Source organism: Citrobacter sp. H12-3-2 (assembly GCF_009649895.1).
Taxonomy (GTDB): domain Bacteria; phylum Pseudomonadota; class Gammaproteobacteria; order Enterobacterales; family Enterobacteriaceae; genus Citrobacter; species Citrobacter portucalensis.
Genome location: NZ_CP045837.1, coordinates 2,909,752 through 2,933,522, shown reverse-complemented (window position 1 = coordinate 2,933,522; position 23,771 = coordinate 2,909,752). Strand labels below are relative to the sequence as shown.

Below are 23,771 nucleotides of genomic sequence, written 5' to 3'. Positions count from 1 at the left end.
TCCTTTTAAAAAAAGTCGGTCTGTTTTTGTTATAGCGGTAGAGAAACCGATGGTTACATTGTGAAACAGTCATTAAAACAAATGCGAATATTGCTGATAATAATTGTCGTTATCAATACTTTTTACAAAAAATGATCGGGTAACACGATGAAAACAATGAGAAATGTAGGGACAATAGAACGGGAATCTAACCGGGGGCTTTATCAGCTCCCGGTGGTGTGAGTACAGCGGGGGAATTGCGGGAAAGGGTTAAGCTTTGACGAGTTCGGGCCACAGCCGCAGAGTTGTGTGTGCGATCTGCATCAGTTTTTCAAACGTTGCGCCTTCACGGGCGCTGATCGACATACCTTGTAAAATACAGTTCAGGTATTCGGCCAGTTTTTGCACGTCGCAATGGGCCGGAATTTCGCCTCGTTGCTGGCGCTGGTGAAGGAACTGGGTAAGCGTCTGTTCCTGCATTGCATGGCGGGATTTCACCGTGTGTGCAATATCGCGGGAAGAGGCTGCCAGCGTCGCAGAAGTATTAATCATGAAACATCCCGCCGGGGTGTCCTTGCTGGTAAAGCAGGTCGCTATAGCGGTGAAATAGTCTTCCAGTGCGGACTCAAGGCTTTTTTCTTCACAAAACAGCTGGGCTTCGTGTTTTGCCGCAAAGCGGGTGATGTAGCGGTCCAGTACGGCACGGAACAACCCTTCTTTATTGGTGAACTCCGCATACAGCGTGGGCGCTTTTGCGCCGGTGGCTTCCACGAGATCGGCGAGCGAGGTCGCTTCATATCCGTGCTGCCAGAAGAGTGTCATGGCCTTATCAAGCGCGGCTTCCCTGTCGAACACTTTTGGTCGGCCACGGCTTTTTTTTGCACAACCTGTCGTTTCAGTTGTCATGGCGCCGATGTACCTTTGTTGGGTTTATTGAATAACCATTATAAAAATATTCGACTGCACACTCCAGCGGATTCACGATAAAAATAATTTATAGCTATTAGTATGAAAAATAAGACCTTTATATTTTATATAACGATCATTATAAAAAAATGTTGACGTGTGACCTGGATCACATCTATGATTTACCTATCGATCGTTAAGTTAATCTTTTCGACACCCATTCATCTGCTAAAGGTCACTATCATGAAAAACGTAAAAACACTGTTTGTTGCTGCTGTTCTTAGCTCACTGTCATTTGCAAGCTTTGCCGCTGTTGAAGTTCAATCCACTCCTGCGGGCCAAGAGAAAGTCGGTACTATTTCTGCGAATGCGGGGACTAACTTAGGTTCTCTGGAAGATCAACTGGCGCAGAAAGCCGATGAGATGGGTGCGAAGTCTTTCCGTATTACTTCCGTTACCGGTCCTAACACTCTTCACGGAACTGCTGTTATCTACAAATAAGATTTAACCCATCGCAATGCCACTGCGAGTTAAATAAAAAACCCCCGCGGAATAAAATTCAGCGGGGGTTTTTTTATACGCTACGTTTACAGCGGTTGTTGAGCAACGTCATGATGACGGGTCACATCGACCGGCATGCCTGAGCGAATCTCCATCGCATGATCCATGACGGCGGTATCTGTTTGCGCCGCATTTTTAAATGTCTGCATGGACGCGTTCAGCACGATCGGCAGCAGTTGCGGGTCGTCATTGATTTTTTCGGACAGCGGTTGGTGTACTTCCACCAGGCGCACGCCGTTAGGCTCAACGGATGCTTTGATCGGCGTATTGATAATATTGACCTTAGTTCCGGGCGTTACCTGACGGAACAGGGTTTCTATATCACCGTCGCGCAGACGAATACAGCCGGAACTGACGCGCATTCCGATGCCAAAATCAGCATTTGTACCGTGCAACAGGTACACGCCGCCGTATGCCGCTAAGCGAATCGCATGATGGCCCATCGGGTTATCCGGACCGGCAGGCACAACGGCAGGCAGGTCAATCCCGTTTGCTTTGTATCGCGCGCGGATATTTGCCGTCGGCGTCCAGGTGGGGTTGGCGCGTTTATCAGAGATGGTGGTTACCATCGTAGGCGTCAGCGTGTCACCACCTAACTGGCCAATACCAATAGGATACACGGTCACCGAATTGGTCCCCGGCTGGTAATAATAAAGACGCAGTTCGGCGAGGTTGATAACAATACCTTCGCGCGGGGCATCAGGTAGCAGAGTTTGTAACGGGATCGTCAAAACGCTGCCCGGACGTGGTACGTAAGGGTCAACGCCAGGGTTGGCCTGCAGCAGCGCGAGAAAGCCGACATTGTACTTTTTCGCAATCGCTTCCAGAGAACCGCCATTGTCTTCAACAACGTGAACGGCATTCTGACCCACCAGACGGCTTCCCGGTGGCGGCAGCGGCCAGGTGTTTGCCTGAGCCGGAAGTGCTAACGCGAATGTCGCTGCAAGCGTAAAAAACGCGAGCCAGCGAGAGAGTCGTTTATTGTTTAACATCACCATAAATCCATTGTTTTTACGTGGTTTTTATTATGTAAAAGTAAACGAGAATTATGGCTGTTTGCTGTGTCGGGAAGTGCAGGGAAGTGCAAAGAGTTTGTAAATTCATCAGGCCGGGTGAGTGGTGTGCTCACCCGGCCTGTTCACTATGCTTATGCTACGGCGTTTTCTTCAAGCTGACGCATAAACTGGCGGACCCAGTCGATCCGCGTTTTACGCTCGCTCAACTCCTGCATAAATTTCAGCCGGGTTGGACCGTCCAGACGGAAGTGCTGCGGCTGCTTTTGCAGTAAACCAATCAGCCAGACCGGGTTGACGTGGTTTTTCTCGGCAAATTCAATGGTACCGCCTTTTTCATTGCCTTCGAGCTTTCTGATCCCCAGTTTCTGCGCCTGCTGGCGTAAACGGGCGATATCCAGCAGCGTACGAGCCGGGTCGGGCAGCAAGCCAAAACGGTCTATCAGCTCAACCTTAATTTCTTCCAGTTCGTTTTCGCCTTTCGCACTGGCAATGCGCTTGTAGAACGACAGTCGGGTGTTTACATCCGGGATATAGTCATCCGGCAGCAGAGACGGCATGCGCAGCTCAACTTCGGTTTGCTGGCTGGTGAGATCTTCCAGTGACGGCTCACGCCCTTCTTTGAGCGCATCGACCGCGTTTTCCAGCAGTTCCATATACAGTGAGAAGCCGATGCTTTCCATGGAACCACTCTGATCTTCACCCAGTAACTCCCCGGCGCCGCGAATTTCGAGGTCGTGGGTCGCCAGCGCAAAACCTGCGCCCAAATCTTCCAGCGAGGCGATGGCTTCCAGACGTTTTTGCGCGTCGGTGGTCATTGCTTTCGGATGCGGCGTCAGCAGCCAGGCGTAAGCCTGGTGGTGAGAACGTCCCACACGACCGCGCAGCTGGTGTAATTGCGCTAAACCGAAGTGATCCGCTCGTTCGATGATGATGGTGTTAGCGGTGGGGATGTCGATCCCGGTTTCGATAATGGTGGTACACACCAGCACGTTAAAACGCTGATGGTGGAAATCATTCATCACGCGTTCCAGTTCGCGCTCGCGCATTTGTCCGTGACCGATACCAATACGCGCTTCCGGCACCAGTTCAGCTAATCTGTCAGCGGTTTTCTGGATGTTTTCGACGTCGTTAAACAGATAATAAACTTGTCCCCCGCGCAGAACTTCACGCAGGATCGCCTCGCGTACCACCAGGTTGTCGTATTCGCGCACGAAGGTTTTGACCGCCAGACGACGAGCGGGCGGCGTGGCGATAATCGACAGATCGCGCATGCCACTCATTGCCATATTGAGCGTACGTGGAATTGGCGTTGCCGTCAGGGTCAGAATATCGACATCTGCGCGCATCGCCTTGATGCGTTCTTTGTGGCGAACGCCGAAACGGTGCTCTTCATCGACAATCAGCAGACCCAGATCTTTTAACTTCACATCCGCTTGCAGCAGTTTGTGCGTGCCGATGAGAATATCAATTTTTCCCTCGGCAACTTGCTCCAGAATCTGCGCTTGCTCTTTGGCGCTACGGAAACGGGACAACATCTCAATGCGTACCGGCCAGTTGGCAAAGCGGTCGCGGAAGTTGTCGAAGTGCTGCTGTGCGAGCAGGGTGGTCGGCACCAGCACGGCAACCTGCTTGTGGTTCTCTACGGCGAGAAAGGCCGCGCGCATCGCGACTTCGGTTTTACCAAAGCCGACGTCGCCGCAGACCAGGCGGTCCATGGCCAGCGGTTGACACATATCGCTGAGTACCGCGTTAATCGCCTGCGCCTGGTCAGGCGTGGTTTCAAACGGGAAGCTGTCGCAAAACAGCTGATACTGTTCACGGTCATGCTTAAAGGCAAAGCCTTCTTTCGCCGCGCGCTGGGCATAAATATCCAGCAGCTCTGCCGCAACATCGCGCACCTTCTCAGCGGCTTTCTGTCGGGCACGTGACCAGGCATCGCCGCCAAGTTTATGCAGCGGCGCATTCTCTTCTGCGCCACCTGCATAGCGGCTGATGAGATGCAGTGACGACACCGGCACGTACAGTTTGGCGTCGTTGGCATAGGTGAGCATCAGATATTCACCGGTGATGCCGCCCGCTTCCAGCGTGGTCATACCGGCATAACGACCCACGCCGTGCTCCAGATGCACCACCGGCTGACCGGGATGCAGCTCTGCGAGGTTACGAATTAACGTATCCGGGTTGATGGTGCGACGAGAATCCTGGCGGCGGCGCGCCACGCGTTCCCCAAGCAGATCGCTTTCACAAATCAGCGCCAGATTGCGTTTGCTATCGATGAAGCCGTGCTCAGCTGCGCCAATCATCAGATAACGACCGTTATCTACGGCTTCATCGAGTCGCAATATCCGCTTCGGCGCCACTTTGATACGGGCGAGCAGTTCGCCAAGTGCTTCACGGCGGCCTTCACTTTCCACCGAGAAAATCACCGGACCGGTGAAGCCTTCAAGGAATTTACGTAACGCATCTAACGGCGCTTTTTGCTGTGCCTGAACGGCGATATCCGGCAGCTTCTGGAACCCGAGGTTAGTATTCGCTGCTTTGTTCGCCAGACTCTCGGTTTTCAGTTGAACGCGCGGCCAGCGTTTAAGTTCAGAAAACAGCTCATCAACCCGCAGCCACAGCGATTCCGGCGGCAGAAGCGGGCGCATCGGATCAACACCGCGATTTTCAAAGCGCGACAGGGTATCGGCCTGGAAGCGTTCTGCGCTGGTCTCGATATCACCGGTATTCACCAATAACGTATTGGCGGGGAAGTAGCTGAACAGCGGCGGCAGCGGCTCGCTGAAAAACAGCGGTTGCCAGTATTCAATACCCGCAGGTAACGTGCCTTTACTGACCTGCTGGTAAATATGTTCGGCGTCGCGTTTCACCTCAAAGGTATCACGCCACTGGCTGCGGAATAGCTCGATGGCCGTTTTGTCAGTAGGGAATTCGTGTGCGGGAAGCAAATTAATGGCATCGACTTCTTCCAGCGTGCGCTGGGTGTCGGTATCAAACAGACGCAGGCTGTCGATTTCGTCATCAAAGAAATCCAGACGATAAGGCAACTCGCTGCCCATCGGGAACAAATCCAACAACGCGCCGCGTGTGGCGTATTCGCCGTGCTCCATCACCTGATCAACATGGCGATAGCCCGCACTGTCCAGCTGTTCACGCAGAGCGTCACGTGAAAGTCGCTGGCCCTTTTTCATGACCAGCGCATGACCGTGCAGATAGCTGTGCGGACAAACGCGCTGCATCAGTGTATTTACCGGAACGATCAGCACGCCGCGCTGCATGGCAGGCAGTTGATACAGCGTGGAGAGCCGCGAGGAGATAATCTCCTGATGGGGAGAAAAGCTGTCGTAGGGTAGCGTTTCCCAGTCGGCCAGGTTCATCACCATCTGGTCAGTAAACTGACGAATTTCATCATGCAAACGCAGCGCATTTTGCATGTCCGGCGCGATCAGGACCACTGGACCCGCGTGATGTTCGGCGATTTCGGCGACCAGCGTTGCGCAGGCGGCACCGGTAAGCTCACCTAACTGGCGCTGATCGCCAGCTTTCGCCGGGAGCGTGTAACGATGTTGTTCAGGCATTCGGTTGTCAGGATCTCGTTTAGATATACATCTGATAAGCAATGTTCTTTATTATCCGTGATCGTTTCTCATAAGCAAATTGATTCGCCCCCTGATGGGGGCAAAAGCGCGTAGGGGTTAGCGCGAGACAGCCGATAAAGAAGGCGGGGAAAAGAGCAGGTCGGCCACTGTTTTTTGTGAAATTTTACGTACCAACAGGCCAAACAAGGTGCACAGTAGCAGGCAGGCGAACGGATACACCAGCAGCAGGGCCAGCTCCGCATATACAGGCCAGGCGGTATGATTGATTTTGGGGATTAGCGTTAAGCTGAACAGCTCAACCAGAATACGGTGGGTGGTGTAGATGGCGATGGTATTGGCACCAATCACGCTTAACGGGCCGGACTCACGCATACCAAAGCGCAGCTCAAATTGATAAAACAGCTTCATGATCAGCACAATGGAAAGCAGAGAAAGTAATAGTGAGACATTTGCCAGCCACGCGACGACGGCGGCGATTGCGCTAACCAGAACAATGACCGCATGGCGGCGCAGGGGCACCTCCTTAATCCATACCATCAGCGTTGCGCCAAACCATGCACCGAGGCTGTACCAGGGCAGATTGCGAATCACGCTGTTCATTCCCCACCACGGCGTCGGGACAAAATTGATCGCCACGCTTAGCACCACAAATACCGCCAACAGCGGCACCGCCCAGCGGCTGAAAATTTTACACAGAACAAAATAGACAATCAGCGCGTACAGATACCACAAGCTGGTACTGGCGGTCAGCATTCCGTGGGTAAAACCCGCGATCGAATCGGCATACGCGGCGTTGGCAGCATGGCTCAGATCGCGCTGTGGGGCCAGCCAGTTATTGAGCGCGACTAACGCCAGCCATTGCACTACTCCCCAAAGCACCAGCACCCAGGCAATGCTCCAGATCCGCTTATCCACGCAGGTGGTCCACGGGACGCTATCAATGTAGCGACGGATCAGATACCCCGAAATAAAGAAAAAGACCGGCATGCGAAACGGCGCCAGGTACAAATTGAGGTAAATCCAGCATTTGCTCAGCAGCTCTGAAAGCGGATGCTGAAAAGTAGTGAGGTGCGGGTAAAACGTGATTACCGAGTGGTAAATCACCACCAGACAAATACATAACCCTTTGATTTGATTAATCCATAGTTCTTTTTTCTTCATCGAGACGGCGTATCCATATTGTTGGCTATAGCCTGCCATCCTGCGCAACCCGCTGTGCGCTGTAATGCGTAACTGTCTGCATTTTGTTTTTTTAAGATAAAGATCAGGGACCCGGGCTGAAGGGTAGAGGGACAACTTTAGCGAATTGATTTATTTATACTTTTAGGAATAGTGCTGACGAACACTTACGGTTCAGTCATTTACCCATTCCGCTTTCGCTTATATACTCGTGACTTTGCTAACAGCAACCAGACGGATTTCATGTACCAACCTGTCGCTCTATTCATCGGCCTGCGTTATATGCGTGGGCGTGCAGCAGATCGCTTCGGTCGCTTCGTTTCCTGGCTCTCCACCATAGGCATTACTCTCGGGGTAATGGCGCTGGTCACGGTGTTGTCGGTGATGAACGGTTTCGAGCGCGAGCTGCAAAACAATATTCTTGGCCTGATGCCTCAGGCCGTACTCTCGTCTGAACAGGGTTCCCTCAACCCGCAACAACTGCCGGAAAAAGCGGTGGTGTTGAACGGCGTCAACCGCGTTGCACCTATAACTACGGGAGATGTGGTGCTGCAAAGTGCGCGTAGCGTGGCGGTCGGCGTGATGCTCGGTATCGATCCGGCGCAAAAAGATCCGTTAACGCCGTATCTGGTCAATGTGAAGCAAACAGATCTGCAACCGGGTAAGTATAATGTCATCCTCGGCGAGCAGCTTGCCGGGCAGTTGGGCGTGAACCGTGGCGATCAAATCCGTGTGATGGTGCCCTCGGCCAGCCAGTTTACGCCGATGGGACGTTTGCCGAGCCAGCGTTTGTTTACAGTGATTGGCACTTTCGCCGCCAACAGCGAAGTCGATGGCTACCAGATGCTGACCAACATTCAGGATGCCTCGCGTCTGATGCGTTATCCGGTGGGTAATATCACTGGCTGGCGTCTGTGGCTGAACGAACCGTTAAAAGTTGACACGCTGAGCCAGCAAACGCTGCCGCAAGGCACCAAATGGCAGGACTGGCGCGAGCGCAAAGGGGAACTGTTCCAGGCCGTGCGCATGGAAAAGAACATGATGGGGCTGCTGCTTAGCCTGATCGTGGCGGTGGCGGCTTTTAATATTATTACCTCGCTGGGTCTGATGGTAATGGAGAAGCAAGGGGAAGTGGCGATTTTACAAACGCAGGGGCTAACGCCGCGGCAGATAATGATGGTGTTTATGGTTCAGGGGGCCAGTGCCGGGGTGATTGGCGCGCTGCTGGGCGCTGTACTGGGTACCTTGCTCGCCAGCCAACTGAACAATCTGATGCCAATTATTGGTGTGCTGCTGGATGGCGCTGCGCTGCCGGTCGCTATCGAGCCGCTGCAGGTTATCGTCATTGCGCTGGTGGCGATGGCCATCGCGCTGCTGTCTACGCTTTATCCTTCCTGGCGCGCTGCCGCCACTCAACCCGCTGAGGCTTTACGTTATGAATAAGATCCTGTTGCAATGCGACAACCTGTGCAAACGCTATCAGGAAGGCACTGTGCAGACCGATGTACTGCACGATGTCAGTTTTTGCGTCGGCGAAGGTGAGATGATGGCGATTGTCGGCAGCTCAGGCTCCGGCAAGAGTACGTTGCTGCATCTGTTAGGTGGGTTGGATACCCCGACTTCCGGTGACGTCATTTTTAGCGGTCAGCCAATGAGCAAGCTCTCGTCGGCGGCGAAAGCGGAACTGCGCAATCAGAAGCTGGGCTTTATTTACCAGTTCCACCATTTGCTGCCGGATTTTACCGCGCTGGAAAACGTAGCGATGCCGCTGCTGATCGGCAAGAAAAAACCGGCTGAAATCACCGAGCGCGCACGGGACATGCTGAAAGCGGTAGGGCTGGATCATCGTGCCAGTCATCGCCCGTCTGAACTGTCTGGCGGCGAACGCCAGCGTGTGGCCATCGCGCGTGCGCTGGTGAATAACCCGCGCCTGGTCCTGGCAGATGAGCCAACGGGTAACCTGGATGCGCGTAACGCGGACAGCATTTTCGAGCTTCTGGGTGAGCTGAACCGCTCTCAGGGCACGGCATTTCTGGTGGTGACGCACGATCTGCAACTGGCGAAGCGGATGAGTCGCCAGCTTGAAATGCGCGATGGTCGCCTGACGGCTGAACTGAGCCTGATGGGAGCTGAGTAATGGCTTCGCCTTTATCGTTATTGATTGGTCTGCGCTTTAGCCGTGGTCGGCGGCGCGGCGGTATGGTTTCGTTAATTTCGGTGATATCTACCGTTGGCATCGCGTTGGGTGTGGCGGTGTTGATCGTCGGTTTAAGTGCCATGAACGGATTTGAGCGTGAGCTGAACAACCGTATTCTGGCCGTAGTCCCACACGGAGAGATTGAAGCCGTAAATCAGCCGTGGAATAACTGGCAGGAAGCGCTCGACAAGGTACAAAAAGTGCCGGGTATTGTCGCCGCGGCGCCTTATATCAACTTTACCGGACTGGTGGAGAGCGGGGCGAACTTACGCGCGGTGCAGGTGAAGGGCGTAGACCCGAAACAGGAACAGCGTTTAAGCGCGTTGCCATCCTTTGTGCAAAACCACGCCTGGGATAATTTTAAAGCCGGTGAACAACAAATCATCATTGGTAAGGGTATTGCCGATGCGCTGAAGGTGAAGCAGGGTGACTGGGTGTCGATTATGATCCCTAACGCCAGTGCGGATCATAAGCTACAGCAGCCTAAACGCGTGCGTTTGCACGTGACGGGGATCCTGCAACTGAGCGGTCAGCTCGATCACAGCTTTGCCATGATCCCAATGGAAGATGCGCAGCAATATCTTGATATGGGAACCAGCGTCTCCGGGATCGCGCTGAAGGTTAACGACGTGTTTAACGCCAATAAGCTGGTGCGAGACGCGGGTGAAGTCACCAATAACTATGTTTACATCAAGAGCTGGATCGGCACCTACGGCTATATGTACCGCGATATTCAGATGATCCGCGCCATTATGTATCTGGCTATGGTGCTGGTGATTGGCGTGGCCTGTTTTAATATCGTTTCCACGTTAGTGATGGCGGTAAAAGACAAAAGCGGCGATATTGCGGTATTAAGAACCCTCGGGGCGAAAGATGGGTTGATCCGTGCCATTTTTGTCTGGTACGGCCTGCTGGCGGGTCTGTTCGGTAGCCTGATAGGCGTCGTCATCGGGGTGGTTGTCTCGTTGCAACTGACGCCGATCATAAACGGGATTGAGGCGCTTATCGGCCATCAGTTCCTGTCCGGCGATATCTATTTCATTGACTTCCTGCCATCGGAATTACACTGGCTGGATGTGATTTACGTGCTGGTGACAGCACTCGTGCTGAGTCTTTTGGCAAGTTGGTATCCGGCGCGTCGCGCCAGCAATATTGATCCTGCGAGAGTACTTAGCGGCCAATAACAACAATAATACACGACAGCATTCATGCTGCATCAAGGCGTAGCCAACGCAGAGGCATCTTGAAGGATGACGTGTATCAAGGAGCGGTGATGTATTACGGATTTGACATCGGCGGGACCAAAATTGCGCTGGGCGTGTTTGATAAGCAACGTCGTCTGCAATGGGAAACTCGCGTTCCTACGCCTCGCGACAGCTACGACGCTTTCCTTGATGCGGTCTGCAATCTGGTGACGGAAGCGGATCAGCGGTTCGGCATCAAAGGTTCGGTAGGCATCGGCATTCCGGGCATGCCGGAAACCGAAGACGGCACGCTGTACGCGGCCAATGTTCCTGCCGCCAGTGGCAAACCGCTCCGCGCCGATCTCAGCGCTCGCCTTGACCGCGATGTGCGTCTGGATAACGATGCGAACTGTTTTGCTCTCTCCGAAGTCTGGGATGACGAGTTCACCCAATATCCGCTGGTGATGGGGTTGATCCTCGGTACGGGCGTCGGCGGCGGCCTGGTGCTTAACGGGAAATCCATCACCGGGCGCAGCTATATCACCGGTGAGTTTGGTCATATTCGTTTGCCGGTCGATGCGCTGACGCTGATGGGCTTTGATTTCCCGCTGCGCCGCTGCGGATGCGGTCAACTGGGATGCATCGAAAGCTATCTTTCCGGCGGTGGATTTGCGTGGTTGTATCAGCATTACTACCATCAACCGCTGGATGCCCGCGAAATCATCGCGCTGTGGGAGCAGGGTGACGAACACGCGCGTGCCCACGTTGAACGCTATCTGGATTTGCTGGCAGTGTGTCTTGGGAATATCCTGACTATCGTCGATCCTGATTTGGTGGTGATTGGCGGAGGCTTGTCGAATTTTACCGCTATTACGACGCAACTGGCGGATCGACTGCCACGTCATCTGCTGCCGGTTGCCCGGGTACCGCGTATTGAGCAGGCACGGCACGGTGATGCCGGCGGGATGCGCGGGGCTGCTTTCCTACATCTTACCGATTAATACAAAGAGGTTGTTATGCTGTCGCGTCGGGGTCATCGGTTAAGCCGCTTTCGTAAAAATAAACGCCATTTGCGCGATCGCCTGCGTCAACGAATCTTTTTCAGAGACAGAGTGGTGCCTGAATTGATGGAAAAACCAAGAGTGCTGGTACTGACTGGAGCGGGAATCTCCGCTGAGTCAGGAATTCGAACATTCCGCGCGGCGGATGGTCTCTGGGAAGAACATCGGGTAGAGGACGTTGCGACTCCGGAAGGATTTAGTCGAAACCCGGAACTGGTTCAGTCGTTTTATAACGCCCGTCGCCATCAGTTGCAGCAGCCTGAAATCCAACCCAACGCGGCGCATATCGCACTGGCAAAACTCGAAGCCGAGCTGGGCGATCGTTTTTTACTGGTGACGCAGAACATTGATAATCTGCATGAGCGTGCGGGCAGCCAGAACGTTATCCATATGCACGGCGAGCTGCTCAAAGTTCGCTGTTCGCAAAGCGGGCAGATTCTGGAATGGACGGGCGATGTGACACCGGAAGATAAATGTCATTGCTGCCAGTTTCCGGCACCGCTGCGACCACACGTAGTGTGGTTTGGTGAAATGCCGCTGGGTATGGATGAAATTTATATGGCACTGGCAATGGCAGATGTGTTCATTGCGATTGGCACATCGGGACATGTTTATCCGGCAGCGGGTTTTGTGCATGAGGCGCGACTGCATGGGGCACATACGGTAGAACTCAATCTCGAACCGAGCCAGGTAGGCAGCGAGTTTGAAGAGAAGTATTACGGTCCGGCAAGCCAGGTAGTGCCTGAGTTCGTTGAGAAGTTATTGAAAGGGCTGTAACGGCTATCCGGATAATACTGTTTAAGCCTGTACAAGCTGGCGGTCCTCACGCAGGGCCGCCATAATCAAAAATCCTACGATGTAAAAACAACAGATCAGCCCCAGTGCGCTCAGCCATATGGGTAGTCGGGTAATGTAAACCAGGCTGCACGAGATAATCACCAGAATAATTCCGGTATACATGGGGTGCGCAATCCAGGCAAAAATGCCGCGCGTAACCCTTTTTGCACGAGGTAAATAGTAGCCTGTCCATGTGTGGCTCTCCCCCAAATCCCATTTTCCTTTGATGACCAGCGCGTTACCTACGATCGCCAAAATCAGACATCCCCACTCCACCGGGCCAATCTGATGACTGAAAAACAGGCTATAACCAAAAACCAGGATCGGTATTAAAAAGGTGAGCCGTAGCAGGCGGGTTGCGGTGACAGGCAGCAAAGGACGAGCGTTTACCGGCTGCTTACGTGGGAGAATCACCAGCGTAAATACGATCAGATTAGCCAACTCAAGTAGCAGCCAGAGTGTTGTCATTGGAAGCCTCAGAAGCCGGCCTGGAATACTGTAAGCATAGCCAGAAACTGGGGAGCGGGAATCAGCCGAAAGGCGTAAAAAGTAGGGATTGGCAGGTAGCAACCCGGCGCAGCGACGCCTGCCGGGTTGCACGAGTATTAGCGTCCTGCTTTTAGCTTCTGATAATACTCTTCGTAGATAGCGCTGGCGGAACCGACATCGTTTTGCCATTCCCCTTTGTTGATGGTTTCCGCGTCAGGGTAGAGCGTTTTGTCGTTCGCGACCTCAGGACTTAACAGCTTGCGTGCTGCCAGGTTCGGCGTCGGGTAACCGATAGTTTCTGCGACTTCTTTCGCGACGTCCGGGCGCAGCAGGAAGTTAATCAGCTTCAGCGCACCTTCTTTGTTTTTCGCGTTAGCCGGAATAGACAGGCTGTCCATCCAGAAAATGCCACCTTCTTTCGGCCATACCACTTCCAACGGTGTGCCCGCCTGACGCGCAACATACGCGGAGCCGTTCCACACCATCCCCAGATTAACTTCGCCTTCCATATACGGGTTGGCCGGGTTGTCAGAGTTAAATGCCGCAACGTTAGGCATCAGCTTCTTCAACTCGTTATAGGCGGCTTCAATCTCTTTAGGATCGGTGGTATTGCCGGAATATCCCAGCTTGCGCAGCGCCATCTGGAACACTTCTCGCGCATCATCCGTTAACAGCAGACTGCCTTTGTACTCCGGCTTCCACAGATCGGCCCAACTGGTGACGGTTTTCGGATCGATAGCATCGCTGTTGACGCCAATGGCCGTTGCACCCCAGATATACGGGATGGAGTAGTCATTGTTTGGGTCAAACGGCTTGTTGAGCATTTCCGGATCGAGGTTGTGGAAGTTGGTCAACGTCGACTTGTCGATCTTCTGGATCATGCCTTCTTTACGCATTTTATCGACGTAATAGGTGGACGGAACCACCAAATCGTATGCGCCGTCTTTATAGGTTTTGAGCTTGGCGTACATGGTTTCATTCGACTCGTAGGTCGAATAGATAACCTTAATGCCGGTTTCTTTGGTGAACTGTTCCAGCAGACCCGGTGGGACGTATTCAGTCCAGTTATAGAAATAGAGCGTGTTGTTGTCATTCGCGTGAGCGGCGCTCATGCCCAGTGCCAGAGCACCCGCCGCGAGCAGGTGGCGTGACCATTTTTTCATCATTTAACGTCCCCTGAATTAAGGGCCTTAGCGGCCCTTGGTTTTATCACGTGCAATAAGCTGGCTGGCAATCACCATAACCAGCGACAGAACCAACAAAATGGTCGCCAGCGCGTTCACCTCTGGTGATACGCCGACTTTAACCATTGAGTAGATTTTTAATGGCAAAATTTCATAACCCGGTCCGGTGACGAAAGATGAAACAACAACATCATCCATCGACAGCGTAAAACTCAGCAACCAACCCGCAGCCACCGCAGGCATAGCCAGTGGCAGTATTATCTTGCGCAGAATAGTTACTTCGCTGGCACCCAAATCTTTAGCCGCCTCAAGCATGCGGACATCAAAACCTTTCAGGCGAGAGTAAACCGTCACCACCACAAAAGGCAGACAAAAAGTGATATGCGAGAACAGCAGCGACCAGAAGCCCAGTTGAATGCCGATCAGCATAAACAGCACCAGCAGAGATATTGCCATCACAATATCCGGCGACATCATCACCACGAACAGCATGCCACTGACGAACGGTTTACCGCGAAAACGGTAACGGTACAGCGCAACCGCAGTGAGTGAGCCGATCAAGGTGGCAAAGGTGGCGGATAGCACCGCCATCGTCAGCGAGTGCTGCGCCGCCTGCAACAGGCTGTCGTTATTCATCAGCAGGCCGTACCATTTAGTAGTAAAACCCTGCCAGTTGATGCCAAAGCGCGAACTGTTAAAGGAGTTCACAATCAGAATGATGATTGGAATATACAGATACGCGTAGATAGCGGTCATAAAACCGCCGCGAAGCAGTCGACCGATCATTCGAGTTCCACCTTCTTGTTCAGTAAGCGGGAGGCGCGCCAGTAGATCAGCAGCATCAGACCCATCACGATGGTCAGTGTAATGCTGGTGGCTGCACCAAACGGCCAGTCGCGGATGTTCAGGAACTGAACTTTAATTACGTTACCAATCAGCAGGTTTTTCGCGCCGCCCATTAAGTCGGAAACGTAAAACAGCCCCATTGCGGGCAGCATGACCAGCAGGCATCCGGCGATAATCCCCGGCATCGTCAACGGAATAATGATGCGGGTGAAGGTCTGAAGCTTACTGGCGCCTAAATCGCGTGCGGCTTCCAGCAGCGGTTTATCGAGCTTTTCAATGCTGGAATAGAGCGGCATCACCATAAACGGCAGCAGGATGTATACCAGCCCGATAATCACCGCGCTGGGAGTAAACATAATGCGAATGGGTGTATCGATAACGCCGAGCCATAACAGAAACTCGTTGAGATAGCCTTTGGTGCTGAGGAAAATTTTGAGTCCGTAGATGCGAATAAGGGAATTGGTCCAGAACGGAACAATCAGCAGGAACAGCAGCAGCGGGCGTACTTTTTCCGGCAGTTTCACCAAAAACCAGGCAAACGGGTAGCCGAGTACCAGACAGGCGAGCGTGGCAATCAGCGCCATATTGAGGGAGTGAACCAGTACCTCAAAATAGAGCGGATCGAGCAGGCGCGTATAGTTCTCCAGCGTAAAGACCATTTTGACGAAATTGGCGTCGTCACGGGTCAAAAAGCTGGTGCCGATGATCATCAGGTTGGGCAGAAAGACAAATAACACAAGCCAACCGACAATGGTGAAGATCACCACATTCTGGAATTTACTTGTGCTCTTCATCAGCCAGTACGACCTCCCAGCTTTCTACCCAGTTAATTGCCATTTTCTGGTCGAGCGAGTGGTCAAAGTCAGGATCATCTTCGTTGAAGAATTCGCTGACCATCACCATCTTGCCATTTTCCAGTTCTACAACCGACTCCAGCGTCATGCCTTTGTAGTTGCGTTCGCGCACGTAGCCGATCAGGCCTTCGATATGATTATCATCATTGATTTCATCAACGCGCAAATCTTCAGGGCGTAACAGGACGTGCAGCTTTTGTCCGGGAACTACCGCGAAGTTGACATAAATATTGCACTCGCGGCCTTCAACGTTAGCACGAACACGCTGTTCATCCAGACGTTCAATCACCGTGGCGTTAAACATATTGATCTCGCCGATAAACCCGGCGACAAACAGATTCTTTGGCTCTTCGTAGATTTCGCGCGGCGTACCGTCCTGCTCAATCTTACCATCGCGCATCACCACGATGCGGTCGGACATGGTTAGCGCTTCTTCTTGATCGTGTGTGACAAAGACAAAAGTGATACCAAGCTTACGCTGCAGTGCTTTCAGTTCATTCTGCATCTGCTTACGCAGTTTGTAGTCCAGCGCAGAGAGGGATTCATCTAACAAGAGTAAGCGGGGTTTGTTGACCACTGCTCGGGCAATCGCTACGCGCTGCTGCTGTCCGCCGGAAAGTTGATGCGGTTTTCTCTGGGCGAACTCTTCCAGTTGCACCATGCGCAGGGCTTCGGTAACGCGGGGAGAAATGTCGGCTGCGGGCGTTTTTTGCATGCGCAAACCAAAGGCCACATTCTCAAACACAGTCATGTGGGGGAATAGCGCATAGCTTTGGAAGACGGTATTCACGTAGCGATTTTCCGCTGGAACGTGAGTGATGTCCTCGTTGTCCAACAAAATATGACCGGAATCAACCGTTTCCAGACCGGCAATCAGGCGAAGAACGGTTGTTTTACCGCAGCCAGAGGGGCCAAGCAGCGTAAGAAACTCGCCATTATTGATGGTCAAATCCAGGCTGGAAATCACCTCTTTGCCATCGAAACTTTTGCGAATTCCCGCTAATTGCACCAGTGGAGAAAGCGAACGCGGTTGTTTATTCAATTTTTTACTCTGTCCCATGTAAACGCAACGGATGGCTGACCGATGCGGGGTTTGTGGTTAACCACCTTGATGACTCTTAATGAGGGCCGTTATTCTACGGCAAACCATTGTAATCGCCAATCCTTGTTGCGAATTACTGACTTAGCCCTATAGTCAGAGGGGATGTCAGGGCGAAATATTCTCACTTGCGGGGATAAAAGTGACCTGACGCAATATTTGTCTTTTGTTGCTTATTGATAATGTTGTCACAAAAAGTGAGGGTGACTGCATGGATAAACTACTTGAGCGTTTTTTACACTACGTGTCACTGGACACCCAATCAAAATCGGGCGTGCGGCAGGTTCCCAGCACCGAAGGACAGTGGAAATTATTACAACTGCTCAAACAACAGCTCGAAGAGATGGGGCTGGTTAATATTTCACTGAGCGAAAAAGGTACGCTGATGGCAACGTTACCCGCGAACGTTGCTGGTAATATTCCTGCGATCGGCTTTATTTCCCATGTGGATACCTCACCGGATTTCAGCGGTAAAAATGTCAATCCGCAAATCGTTGAAAACTATCGCGGTGGCGATATTGCGTTAGGCATTGGTGATGAAGTTTTATCGCCGGTGATGTTCCCGGTGCTGCATCAACTTCTGGGTCAGACGCTGATCACCACAGACGGTAAAACGTTGCTGGGCGCGGATGATAAAGCAGGCGTGGCGGAAATCATGACCGCGCTGGCTGTGCTTATCCAAAAAGATATTCCGCACGGTGATATCCGCGTGGCCTTTACGCCGGACGAAGAAGTGGGTAAAGGGGCGAAGCATTTTGATGTTGCGGCATTCGATGCGCAGTGGGCCTATACCGTTGACGGTGGTGGCGTAGGTGAGTTGGAATTTGAAAACTTCAACGCCGCGTCGGTCAATATCAAAATTGTTGGCAACAATGTGCATCCCGGCACCGCAAAAGGGGTGATGGTGAATGCGCTGTCGCTGGCGGCGCGTATTCACGCTGAGGTCCCGGCAGATGAAAGCCCGGAGAAGACGGAAGGCTACGAAGGCTTTTATCATCTGGCGAGCATGAAAGGGACGGTCGATCGGGCGGATATGCACTACATTATTCGTGATTTTGATCGTAAGCAGTTTGAAGCGCGTAAACGCAAGATCATGGATATCGCCAAGAAGGTCGGCAAAGGGTTACACCCGGACTGCTATATCGAACTGGTGATTGAAGACAGTTACTACAATATGCGCGAAAAAGTGATTGAGCATCCGCACGTGCTGGATATCGCCCAGCAGGCGATGCGCGATTGCGATATTGAGCCGGTGCTGAAACCGATCCGTGGCGGCACTGACGGCGCACAGCTGTCATTTATGGGATTACCGTGTCCGAATCTGTTCACCGGTGGCTACAACTATCATGGTAAGCATGAGTTTGTAACCCTGGAAGGAATGGAAAAAGCGGTGCAGGTGATTGTGCGTATTGCTGAATTGGCCGCGAAACAAAAATAAAATATGTGTAGTTGCCGGATGGCGCTTTGCTTATCCGGCCTACAATATTTCACTCCAGTAGGCCTGATAAGACGCATGGCGTCGCATCAGGCACAGTCCGCATTACCCTTCGAAGAACCAGTACCCGCTGTTGACCAGCGCGGCAAGCATGGCAAGGAAAGAAGGATCTTCCAGCGCATCCTCAAAGTTCTCAGCCGTCAGCACAATATGACTGGCCAGCGCTTCCAGCGCAGGACGATGCGGTGAATCAATTTTCTCACCGTTAGCGTAGACGTCGTCGCCAATGCGCAATACGCGCAATCCGCCCAGACGCACTAACACATCACCTTGTTTCAGGGCATCATAAATTTCGTCTGGCTGATACGGTGGCTCCGGCGGGGCAATATCCAGCTCATGACGAGACTGAGAAATAAACTCGCCAAACCACTGCTGGAAATGTTCTGGCTGATTAATCAGGCCCAGCATCATTTCGCGCAGCTTGTCCATTTCCTGCGGCAGAACATCTGCCGGATGATCGCGCGGTGGCAGATCAGGATCGCTGTAATAGGTGCTGCCCAGTTCGCGTTGTAAAACGTAATCGGCGAAGCCGCTGATCAGCTCGCGAGTGTTTGGCGCACGGAAGCCAACCGAATAGTTCATCGCGTTTTCTAACGCATAGCCTTCGTGCGGGAATCCCGGTGGAATGTACAGGATATCGCCGGGTTCCAGCTCTTCATCGATGATAGCTTCAAACGGGTCGACCTGAAGGAGATCCGGGTGAGGGCAGTGCTGCTTCAACTGCAGCTTTTCGCCTACGCGCCAGCGACGACGACCGGTTCCCTGAATGATAAATACATCGTACTGATCCAGGTGCGGGCCAACGCCTCCACCGGGTACAGAGAAAGAAATCATCAGATCGTCGATACGCCAGTCCGGTAATTCACGGAACGGGCGCATCAGCGCGGCGGTAGGTTCGTGCCAGTGGTTGACCGCCTGCACCAGCAAAGACCAGTTGTTCTCGCCAAGATGGTCGTAGCTTTCGAAGGGACCATGGCTAACCTGCCATTTACCATCCTGATGGCTGACGAGTCGGCTGTCGACTTCGCTTTCCATTGCCAGTCCAGCCAGTTCGTCAGGAGAAAGAGGATCAATAAAGTTATTAAACCCGCGTTTTAAGACCACCGGGCGTTTCTGCCAGTGGCGTTCAAGAAAATCGGGCCAATTAAGTGTGAGTTGGTATTCCATAGTGAGCATCCCGCAGGCTGGTATCTGCAACCGATTATAACGGATACTTAACCTCAAGCGTGAAGTCAGTACATATTTATTACATGCGACGATTACTCGTCTTTCTGGCCCGGCTGCTGGCGACCAAAAATAACTTCCATGCGCGCACCACCCAGCAGGCTATCACCAGCAATAATCTGCCCGTCATACTGTTCGGTGATTTCTCGCGCCACCGCCAGACCGACGCCTTGTCCGGGACGTAGTGTATCTACGCGCTGTCCGCGGTCAAACACTACTTCCCGTTTGCTTTGCGGAATACCAGGACCATCGTCTTCGACCAGAATATGCAGCTGATCCTCAGACAGTTGCGCCGAAATCTCGACAAACTCCAGACAATATTTACAGGCGTTATCCAAGACGTTGCCCAACACCTCGACAAAGTCATTCTGTTCGCCCACAAAGCTGATCTCAGGTGAGATATCGAGATTAATGTTGACCCCTTTACGCTGATACACTTTATTCAGCGCCGAGGTGAGCTTATCCAGCAACGGCGCGACCGGGTGCAGCTCGCGGCTGAGTAGGGCACTGCTGCCACGCATACTGGCGCGATGCAGGTAATAGCCTATCTGTTGGGAAATACGGCTGATTTGTTCCAGCATGATAGGCTCTGCGTCGCTGACGTTCATCTTTTCATTGCGCATTGAGCGCAACGTACTTTGCAGTACCGCCAGTGGCGTTTTCAGGCTATGAGTGAGATCGGTTAACGTGGTGCGGTATTTATCGTAGCGCTCACGTTCGCTTTTTAAAAGCCGATTGAGATTACGAACCAGGCTGGTCAGTTCGCGTGTGGTGGCGGGATTTAGCATCTCACGATGATGTTCCTCAAGCTCACGGACTTCACGCGCCAGTGATTCAATCGGCCGTAGGCTCCACCACGCAGCCACCCATAACAACGGAATGACCAGCAACAGATTGGCGACCAGCACATAAATAAACCAGCTCCAGACCATATACGAGCGCTTTAGCTCTATAGGAATAGTGTCGACAACCACAATGGTCAGTTGCGGCATTCTGGCGGTGGCGGGGTAGACGTTCACCGCCACGGAGTGGGTCATTTCGGCGTCGTCATCATCTTCTCTGACTTCTTTTAACTGCTGCTGAGCGGAGTGATCTTCGCCCAGTAAAGTGCTGGTGGCGTCTACATTGGCTTCAATTTCATGAAAACCGTTCGTTTTTAGCCAGTCCGGTTGGATACTTTTCGTCAGCCAGGGAACATTGCGCTGAGCCCACAACAACTCACCGCTTTCGTTATAGATCAGCGACATTGTTGGGCTTTGCATATCGAGATTTTCAGGCAGCTCGACGTTTATCTTGCCGTTTTCCCACTTTGCCAGGGTATAAAACAGATTACTTTCACCCCGCAGCAGGCGAAACGTTGTCTTATCAAAGCTGACGCTGTAGCCCACCAGAGCAACCATGCCGTAGGCCAGCGAGAGCACTAATACAACGCCTGCGGTTGCCAGTAAAAAGCGCAACCGTAGCGATAGCGGGAAAAAATGACGCAATAGTTTATTCATTAGCGCAGTTCAAAAAGATATCCCTGACCACGCACGGTGGTGATGACGTCGTCCGGATATTGCGCCTGAATTTTCTTACGCAGACGTCCCATTAGAACATCAATGGTGTGACTTTCGCGCAGCTCGGCATCCGGGTAAAGCTGCAGCATGAGCGAATCTTTACTGACCACTTTGCCATTATTACGGATGAGCGTTTCCATAATGGTGTATTCAAACGCAGTGAGCTTGATAACTTCATCATTGACGGATAACTCGCGTCGAGAGAGGTCCACCTGAAAAGGCGGAAGGGAGATAATTTGCGATGCCAGACCGCTGTTGCGGCGCATCAGTGCCTGCATGCGCGCAGCCACTTCTTCGATGTGAAACGGTTTGGTGACGTAATCGTCAGCGCCAGCGCTGAGGACTTCCACTTTATCCTGCCAGCCTTCACGCGCGGTTAATACCAGAATCGGCAGCGAAACCTCATTACTGCGCCAGCGGCGGATCAGCGACAAACCATCTTCATCGGGGAGTCCTAAATCAACGATCGCGATATCCGGCAGATGTTCATTCAGATAATAGTCCGCTTCCTTCGCATCTTCTGCATCATCCACCTGATGCCCTAAATCCTGTAACTGAACCTTGAGGTGGTGGCGTAATAAAGCATTATCCTCGACAACCAGTACGCGCATCATCGTTTCTCCCTAAAATAATGGTATGAATAGTTTAACGCTGATTATGTGGATTGAAAGCAGCGCTATGAAATTAAATAACTTTTCTCATGCTCCCTGCCCGTGGGGGCGCTCCGATAGCATCCAGAGCGTATTACGCTCGGCCTTTACCCGGGTGTGCCGCGACAATGATGTTTAATGCCTTACTGCGGGAAAGGGGGACTATCAAAGCTAGGTACTCATGAAGTAAAAGAGGGCTGAATAACATGAATCTTGTCACTCCTTGCAAAAGAAGCATGCAATATAAACTGGCTTCTCTTCGAGAGAGTAAGCATTTCTGATAAAACTGCCATCTGTTTATTGACTGTTGAGAACGACCGCTCCAGGCCTTGATAAAAGTCATTCAAATCTTTAGTGTTTGGCTATGAATTTCGTAAACGTTTTGGCTACCGAGGAGTGTTTTGCGTCGTGAGCTAGTATTGTTCATTTACTCTAACCACCCCTGATGATGTTCAAAAATTAGTTACCATGATTATCTATTTACAAGTGATTTCAGAACAATACCGATACTGCCATAAAACAGTATCGGTATTGTTTACATTTTGAATTAAGATTATTTCCCTATGAGTGACACTTTTAATTTTCTTGAATAGGTAATGAAATCTCTCCTCCCAAACATTTTAAATAAATTAAACCATCGATTTTTACCGAGATAGTTTAATTTTATTAACTTTGGTTGGTAATGGTAACACATTATAAAAATGCCTTGATCGTCATCAACTATATTGTTTTTAAGCGTTTTCATTTGACATGCACAAACCAGTTCATAAAATTCTTTCCACTTTTCTTGTGTTGCTACAATGGCACCACCAATAATATAGGAACGATTATTAATCATATGGTCAAAAACCTGATGGATCGTTTTGGCTTTTAGCCCTTTTTTTATTGTAAATAGGTTAATTTTTTTTCTGTCAAAGGGATAACTCCAGCGAGATAACCCGTTTGTTACCTCTGTATTACGACAGTAACCAAAGTCAACCCATGCAATCATGTTATCCTTAACAAGTTTTAACTTTATTGCCCTGTTTACAAAGTATGTTTTTAGATTGCAAACAAGTACGTAATCTGCAGACCAGTATTCAGGATTAATTAACTGATGGGTTTCAAGTTTGCTTCTGAATTCGTCATTTTTTTGAATCTGCGAAATTCTATTTTTAAGATGGCGAAATTTTTTATTAATATCTACAGCGATTACAGTCGTGCGCTTTCCATCTCTAATCTTTTCAATTTTTGACTTTAGTTCTTTAGATGTAAAGATGATCATATCATTATCTAATTCAGACAAATTCTTGAAATACTGAATATAGGTGTCAGACGTTCTCTCTAAATGAGGAGAGAACCCCTTATCGCTTGTCCAACTACCTCTCCCTATATCGAAAAATGCTGTAACTATGGTAATAGATGAATTCATGTTATGCAGTCCGTATTTTTACCTATCCAATCACGACCTGGTCGTTAGAAATATATTTTTGAAGTCTACCTCATCGCGGCATTCTATCAGTATCAATGTGGGGCGGAAAGCATAATATGATGCACATTGCACAAAACAGTTTCACTTTCGGGCATTAGAGAAAATAAATGCAATTGCGACCAGCTAATTGAGGATTGCGCGATGATAGGGATTTGTCGCAGTTACGTTGCATGTATGAGAATCATCTGCTCTGACCGGCAAACATTCAAGGTTCCAATTGTTGCCACGCAATAGCTTGTGCAGGAGATGAATACATTTTATTGGAAATACAACAACTGCTTATCAGTTGATTACCAGCAGCTCATTTCATCCGGGTATTGTGTTCACTCTTCAGGGAAGGGATATTTTACGGGCGATAAAAAGCCGGAAACGCTGATGCTT

At 51.3% G+C, this 23,771-nt stretch carries 20 protein-coding genes; 7 read left to right on the top strand and 13 right to left on the bottom strand.

The genetic code is table 11. The annotated features are described in order from the left end of the window. Positions 1-249 precede the first annotated feature (249 nt). Positions 250-885, bottom strand: a complete 636-nt coding sequence (comR, locus tag GHC22_RS14050; protein ID WP_008784432.1) for a TetR family copper-responsive transcriptional repressor ComR — start codon at positions 883-885, stop codon at positions 250-252. A 243-nt stretch (positions 886-1,128) separates the two neighbouring features. On the opposite strand from comR, the gene bhsA reads away from it, so the two are divergent. Further along, positions 1,129-1,386, top strand: a complete 258-nt coding sequence (gene bhsA, locus GHC22_RS14045; protein ID WP_003030810.1) for a multiple stress resistance protein BhsA — start codon at positions 1,129-1,131, stop codon at positions 1,384-1,386. Positions 1,387-1,472: 86 nt separating this feature from the next. Here the strand turns inward: bhsA and GHC22_RS14040 are convergent, their stop codons facing one another. The 3 genes from GHC22_RS14040 to GHC22_RS14030 all read right to left on the bottom strand — a co-directional run bounded on the left by GHC22_RS14040 (position 1,473) and on the right by GHC22_RS14030 (position 7,222). Further along, the gene (locus GHC22_RS14040; protein ID WP_032944376.1) at positions 1,473-2,438 is read right to left on the bottom strand and encodes a L,D-transpeptidase family protein; all 966 of its coding nucleotides are present in this window, start codon (positions 2,436-2,438) and stop codon (positions 1,473-1,475) included. A gap of 155 nt (positions 2,439-2,593) precedes the next feature. Further along, a complete protein-coding gene (mfd, locus tag GHC22_RS14035) occupies positions 2,594-6,040 on the bottom strand; it encodes a transcription-repair coupling factor (protein ID WP_008784434.1) in 3,447 nt (1,148 codons plus the stop codon). Positions 6,041-6,157: 117 nt separating this feature from the next. Further along, on the bottom strand, positions 6,158-7,222 hold the full coding sequence (locus GHC22_RS14030; RefSeq protein WP_153753298.1) for an acyltransferase family protein: 1,065 nt from the start codon (positions 7,220-7,222) through the stop codon (positions 6,158-6,160). 261 nt (positions 7,223-7,483) lie between these two features. Here GHC22_RS14030 and lolC point away from each other — a divergent pair, with 261 nt between their 5' ends. The 5 genes from lolC (at position 7,484) to cobB (ending at position 12,459) form a co-directional block, all read left to right on the top strand. Next, positions 7,484-8,683 carry a lipoprotein-releasing ABC transporter permease subunit LolC gene (gene lolC / locus GHC22_RS14020; protein ID WP_153753296.1) on the top strand — a complete coding sequence of 400 codons (1,200 nt, stop codon included), beginning with the start codon at positions 7,484-7,486 and terminating at the stop codon, positions 8,681-8,683. Further along, positions 8,676-9,377 (top strand): lipoprotein-releasing ABC transporter ATP-binding protein LolD, encoded by a 702-nt coding sequence (gene lolD / locus GHC22_RS14015; RefSeq protein ID WP_003832278.1) that lies wholly within the window; start codon positions 8,676-8,678, stop codon positions 9,375-9,377. Before lolC ends, lolD begins: the two co-directional genes overlap by 8 nt. Beyond that, on the top strand, positions 9,377-10,621 hold the full coding sequence (gene lolE / locus GHC22_RS14010; RefSeq protein WP_003030804.1) for a lipoprotein-releasing ABC transporter permease subunit LolE: 1,245 nt from the start codon (positions 9,377-9,379) through the stop codon (positions 10,619-10,621). The genes lolD and lolE overlap by 1 nt, the downstream gene beginning before the upstream one ends. 89 nt (positions 10,622-10,710) lie before the next feature. Continuing rightward, positions 10,711-11,622, top strand: coding sequence for an N-acetylglucosamine kinase (gene nagK / locus GHC22_RS14005; RefSeq protein WP_153753294.1), 912 nt, complete (start codon positions 10,711-10,713; stop codon positions 11,620-11,622). A 15-nt stretch (positions 11,623-11,637) separates the two neighbouring features. Continuing rightward, complete coding sequence (gene cobB, locus GHC22_RS14000) at positions 11,638-12,459, top strand: Sir2 family NAD+-dependent deacetylase (RefSeq protein ID WP_003832281.1); 822 nt, start codon at positions 11,638-11,640, stop codon at positions 12,457-12,459. 21 nt (positions 12,460-12,480) lie between these two features. On the opposite strand, the gene GHC22_RS13995 is transcribed toward cobB, so the two are convergent. The 5 genes from GHC22_RS13995 to potA form a co-directional block, all read right to left on the bottom strand. Further along, positions 12,481-12,987 carry an isoprenylcysteine carboxylmethyltransferase family protein gene (locus tag GHC22_RS13995; protein ID WP_008784438.1) on the bottom strand — a complete coding sequence of 169 codons (507 nt, stop codon included), beginning with the start codon at positions 12,985-12,987 and terminating at the stop codon, positions 12,481-12,483. A gap of 137 nt (positions 12,988-13,124) precedes the next feature. After that, complete coding sequence (gene potD, locus GHC22_RS13990) at positions 13,125-14,171, bottom strand: spermidine/putrescine ABC transporter substrate-binding protein PotD (RefSeq protein WP_003030797.1); 1,047 nt, start codon at positions 14,169-14,171, stop codon at positions 13,125-13,127. Positions 14,172-14,198: 27 nt separating this feature from the next. Continuing rightward, the gene (gene potC, locus GHC22_RS13985) at positions 14,199-14,978 is read right to left on the bottom strand and encodes a spermidine/putrescine ABC transporter permease PotC (RefSeq protein ID WP_003030794.1); all 780 of its coding nucleotides are present in this window, start codon (positions 14,976-14,978) and stop codon (positions 14,199-14,201) included. Continuing rightward, a complete protein-coding gene (gene potB, locus GHC22_RS13980) occupies positions 14,975-15,832 on the bottom strand; it encodes a spermidine/putrescine ABC transporter permease PotB (RefSeq protein ID WP_103285051.1) in 858 nt (285 codons plus the stop codon). The genes potC and potB overlap by 4 nt, the downstream gene beginning before the upstream one ends. Next, positions 15,816-16,952, bottom strand: a complete 1,137-nt coding sequence (gene potA, locus GHC22_RS13975) for a spermidine/putrescine ABC transporter ATP-binding protein PotA (protein WP_003832287.1) — start codon at positions 16,950-16,952, stop codon at positions 15,816-15,818. Before potA ends, potB begins: the two co-directional genes overlap by 17 nt. 250 nt (positions 16,953-17,202) lie before the next feature. Between potA and pepT the strand changes: the two genes are divergently transcribed. Next, positions 17,203-18,429 carry a peptidase T gene (gene pepT, locus GHC22_RS13970; protein WP_020996480.1) on the top strand — a complete coding sequence of 409 codons (1,227 nt, stop codon included), beginning with the start codon at positions 17,203-17,205 and terminating at the stop codon, positions 18,427-18,429. A 102-nt stretch (positions 18,430-18,531) separates the two neighbouring features. On the opposite strand, the gene roxA is transcribed toward pepT, so the two are convergent. The 4 genes from roxA to yibB form a co-directional block, all read right to left on the bottom strand. Beyond that, a complete protein-coding gene (roxA, locus tag GHC22_RS13965) occupies positions 18,532-19,653 on the bottom strand; it encodes a [50S ribosomal protein L16]-arginine 3-hydroxylase (protein ID WP_003030786.1) in 1,122 nt (373 codons plus the stop codon). 92 nt (positions 19,654-19,745) lie between these two features. Next, positions 19,746-21,209: a two-component system sensor histidine kinase PhoQ gene (gene phoQ, locus GHC22_RS13960; protein WP_008784442.1), complete on the bottom strand. Its 1,464-nt coding sequence runs from the start codon at positions 21,207-21,209 to the stop codon at positions 19,746-19,748. Next, complete coding sequence (gene phoP, locus GHC22_RS13955; protein WP_003846709.1) at positions 21,209-21,880, bottom strand: two-component system response regulator PhoP; 672 nt, start codon at positions 21,878-21,880, stop codon at positions 21,209-21,211. The genes phoQ and phoP overlap by 1 nt, the downstream gene beginning before the upstream one ends. Before the next feature lie 592 nt (positions 21,881-22,472). Continuing rightward, positions 22,473-23,330: a protein YibB gene (yibB, locus tag GHC22_RS13950; RefSeq protein ID WP_153753292.1), complete on the bottom strand. Its 858-nt coding sequence runs from the start codon at positions 23,328-23,330 to the stop codon at positions 22,473-22,475. Positions 23,331-23,771 lie beyond the last annotated feature (441 nt).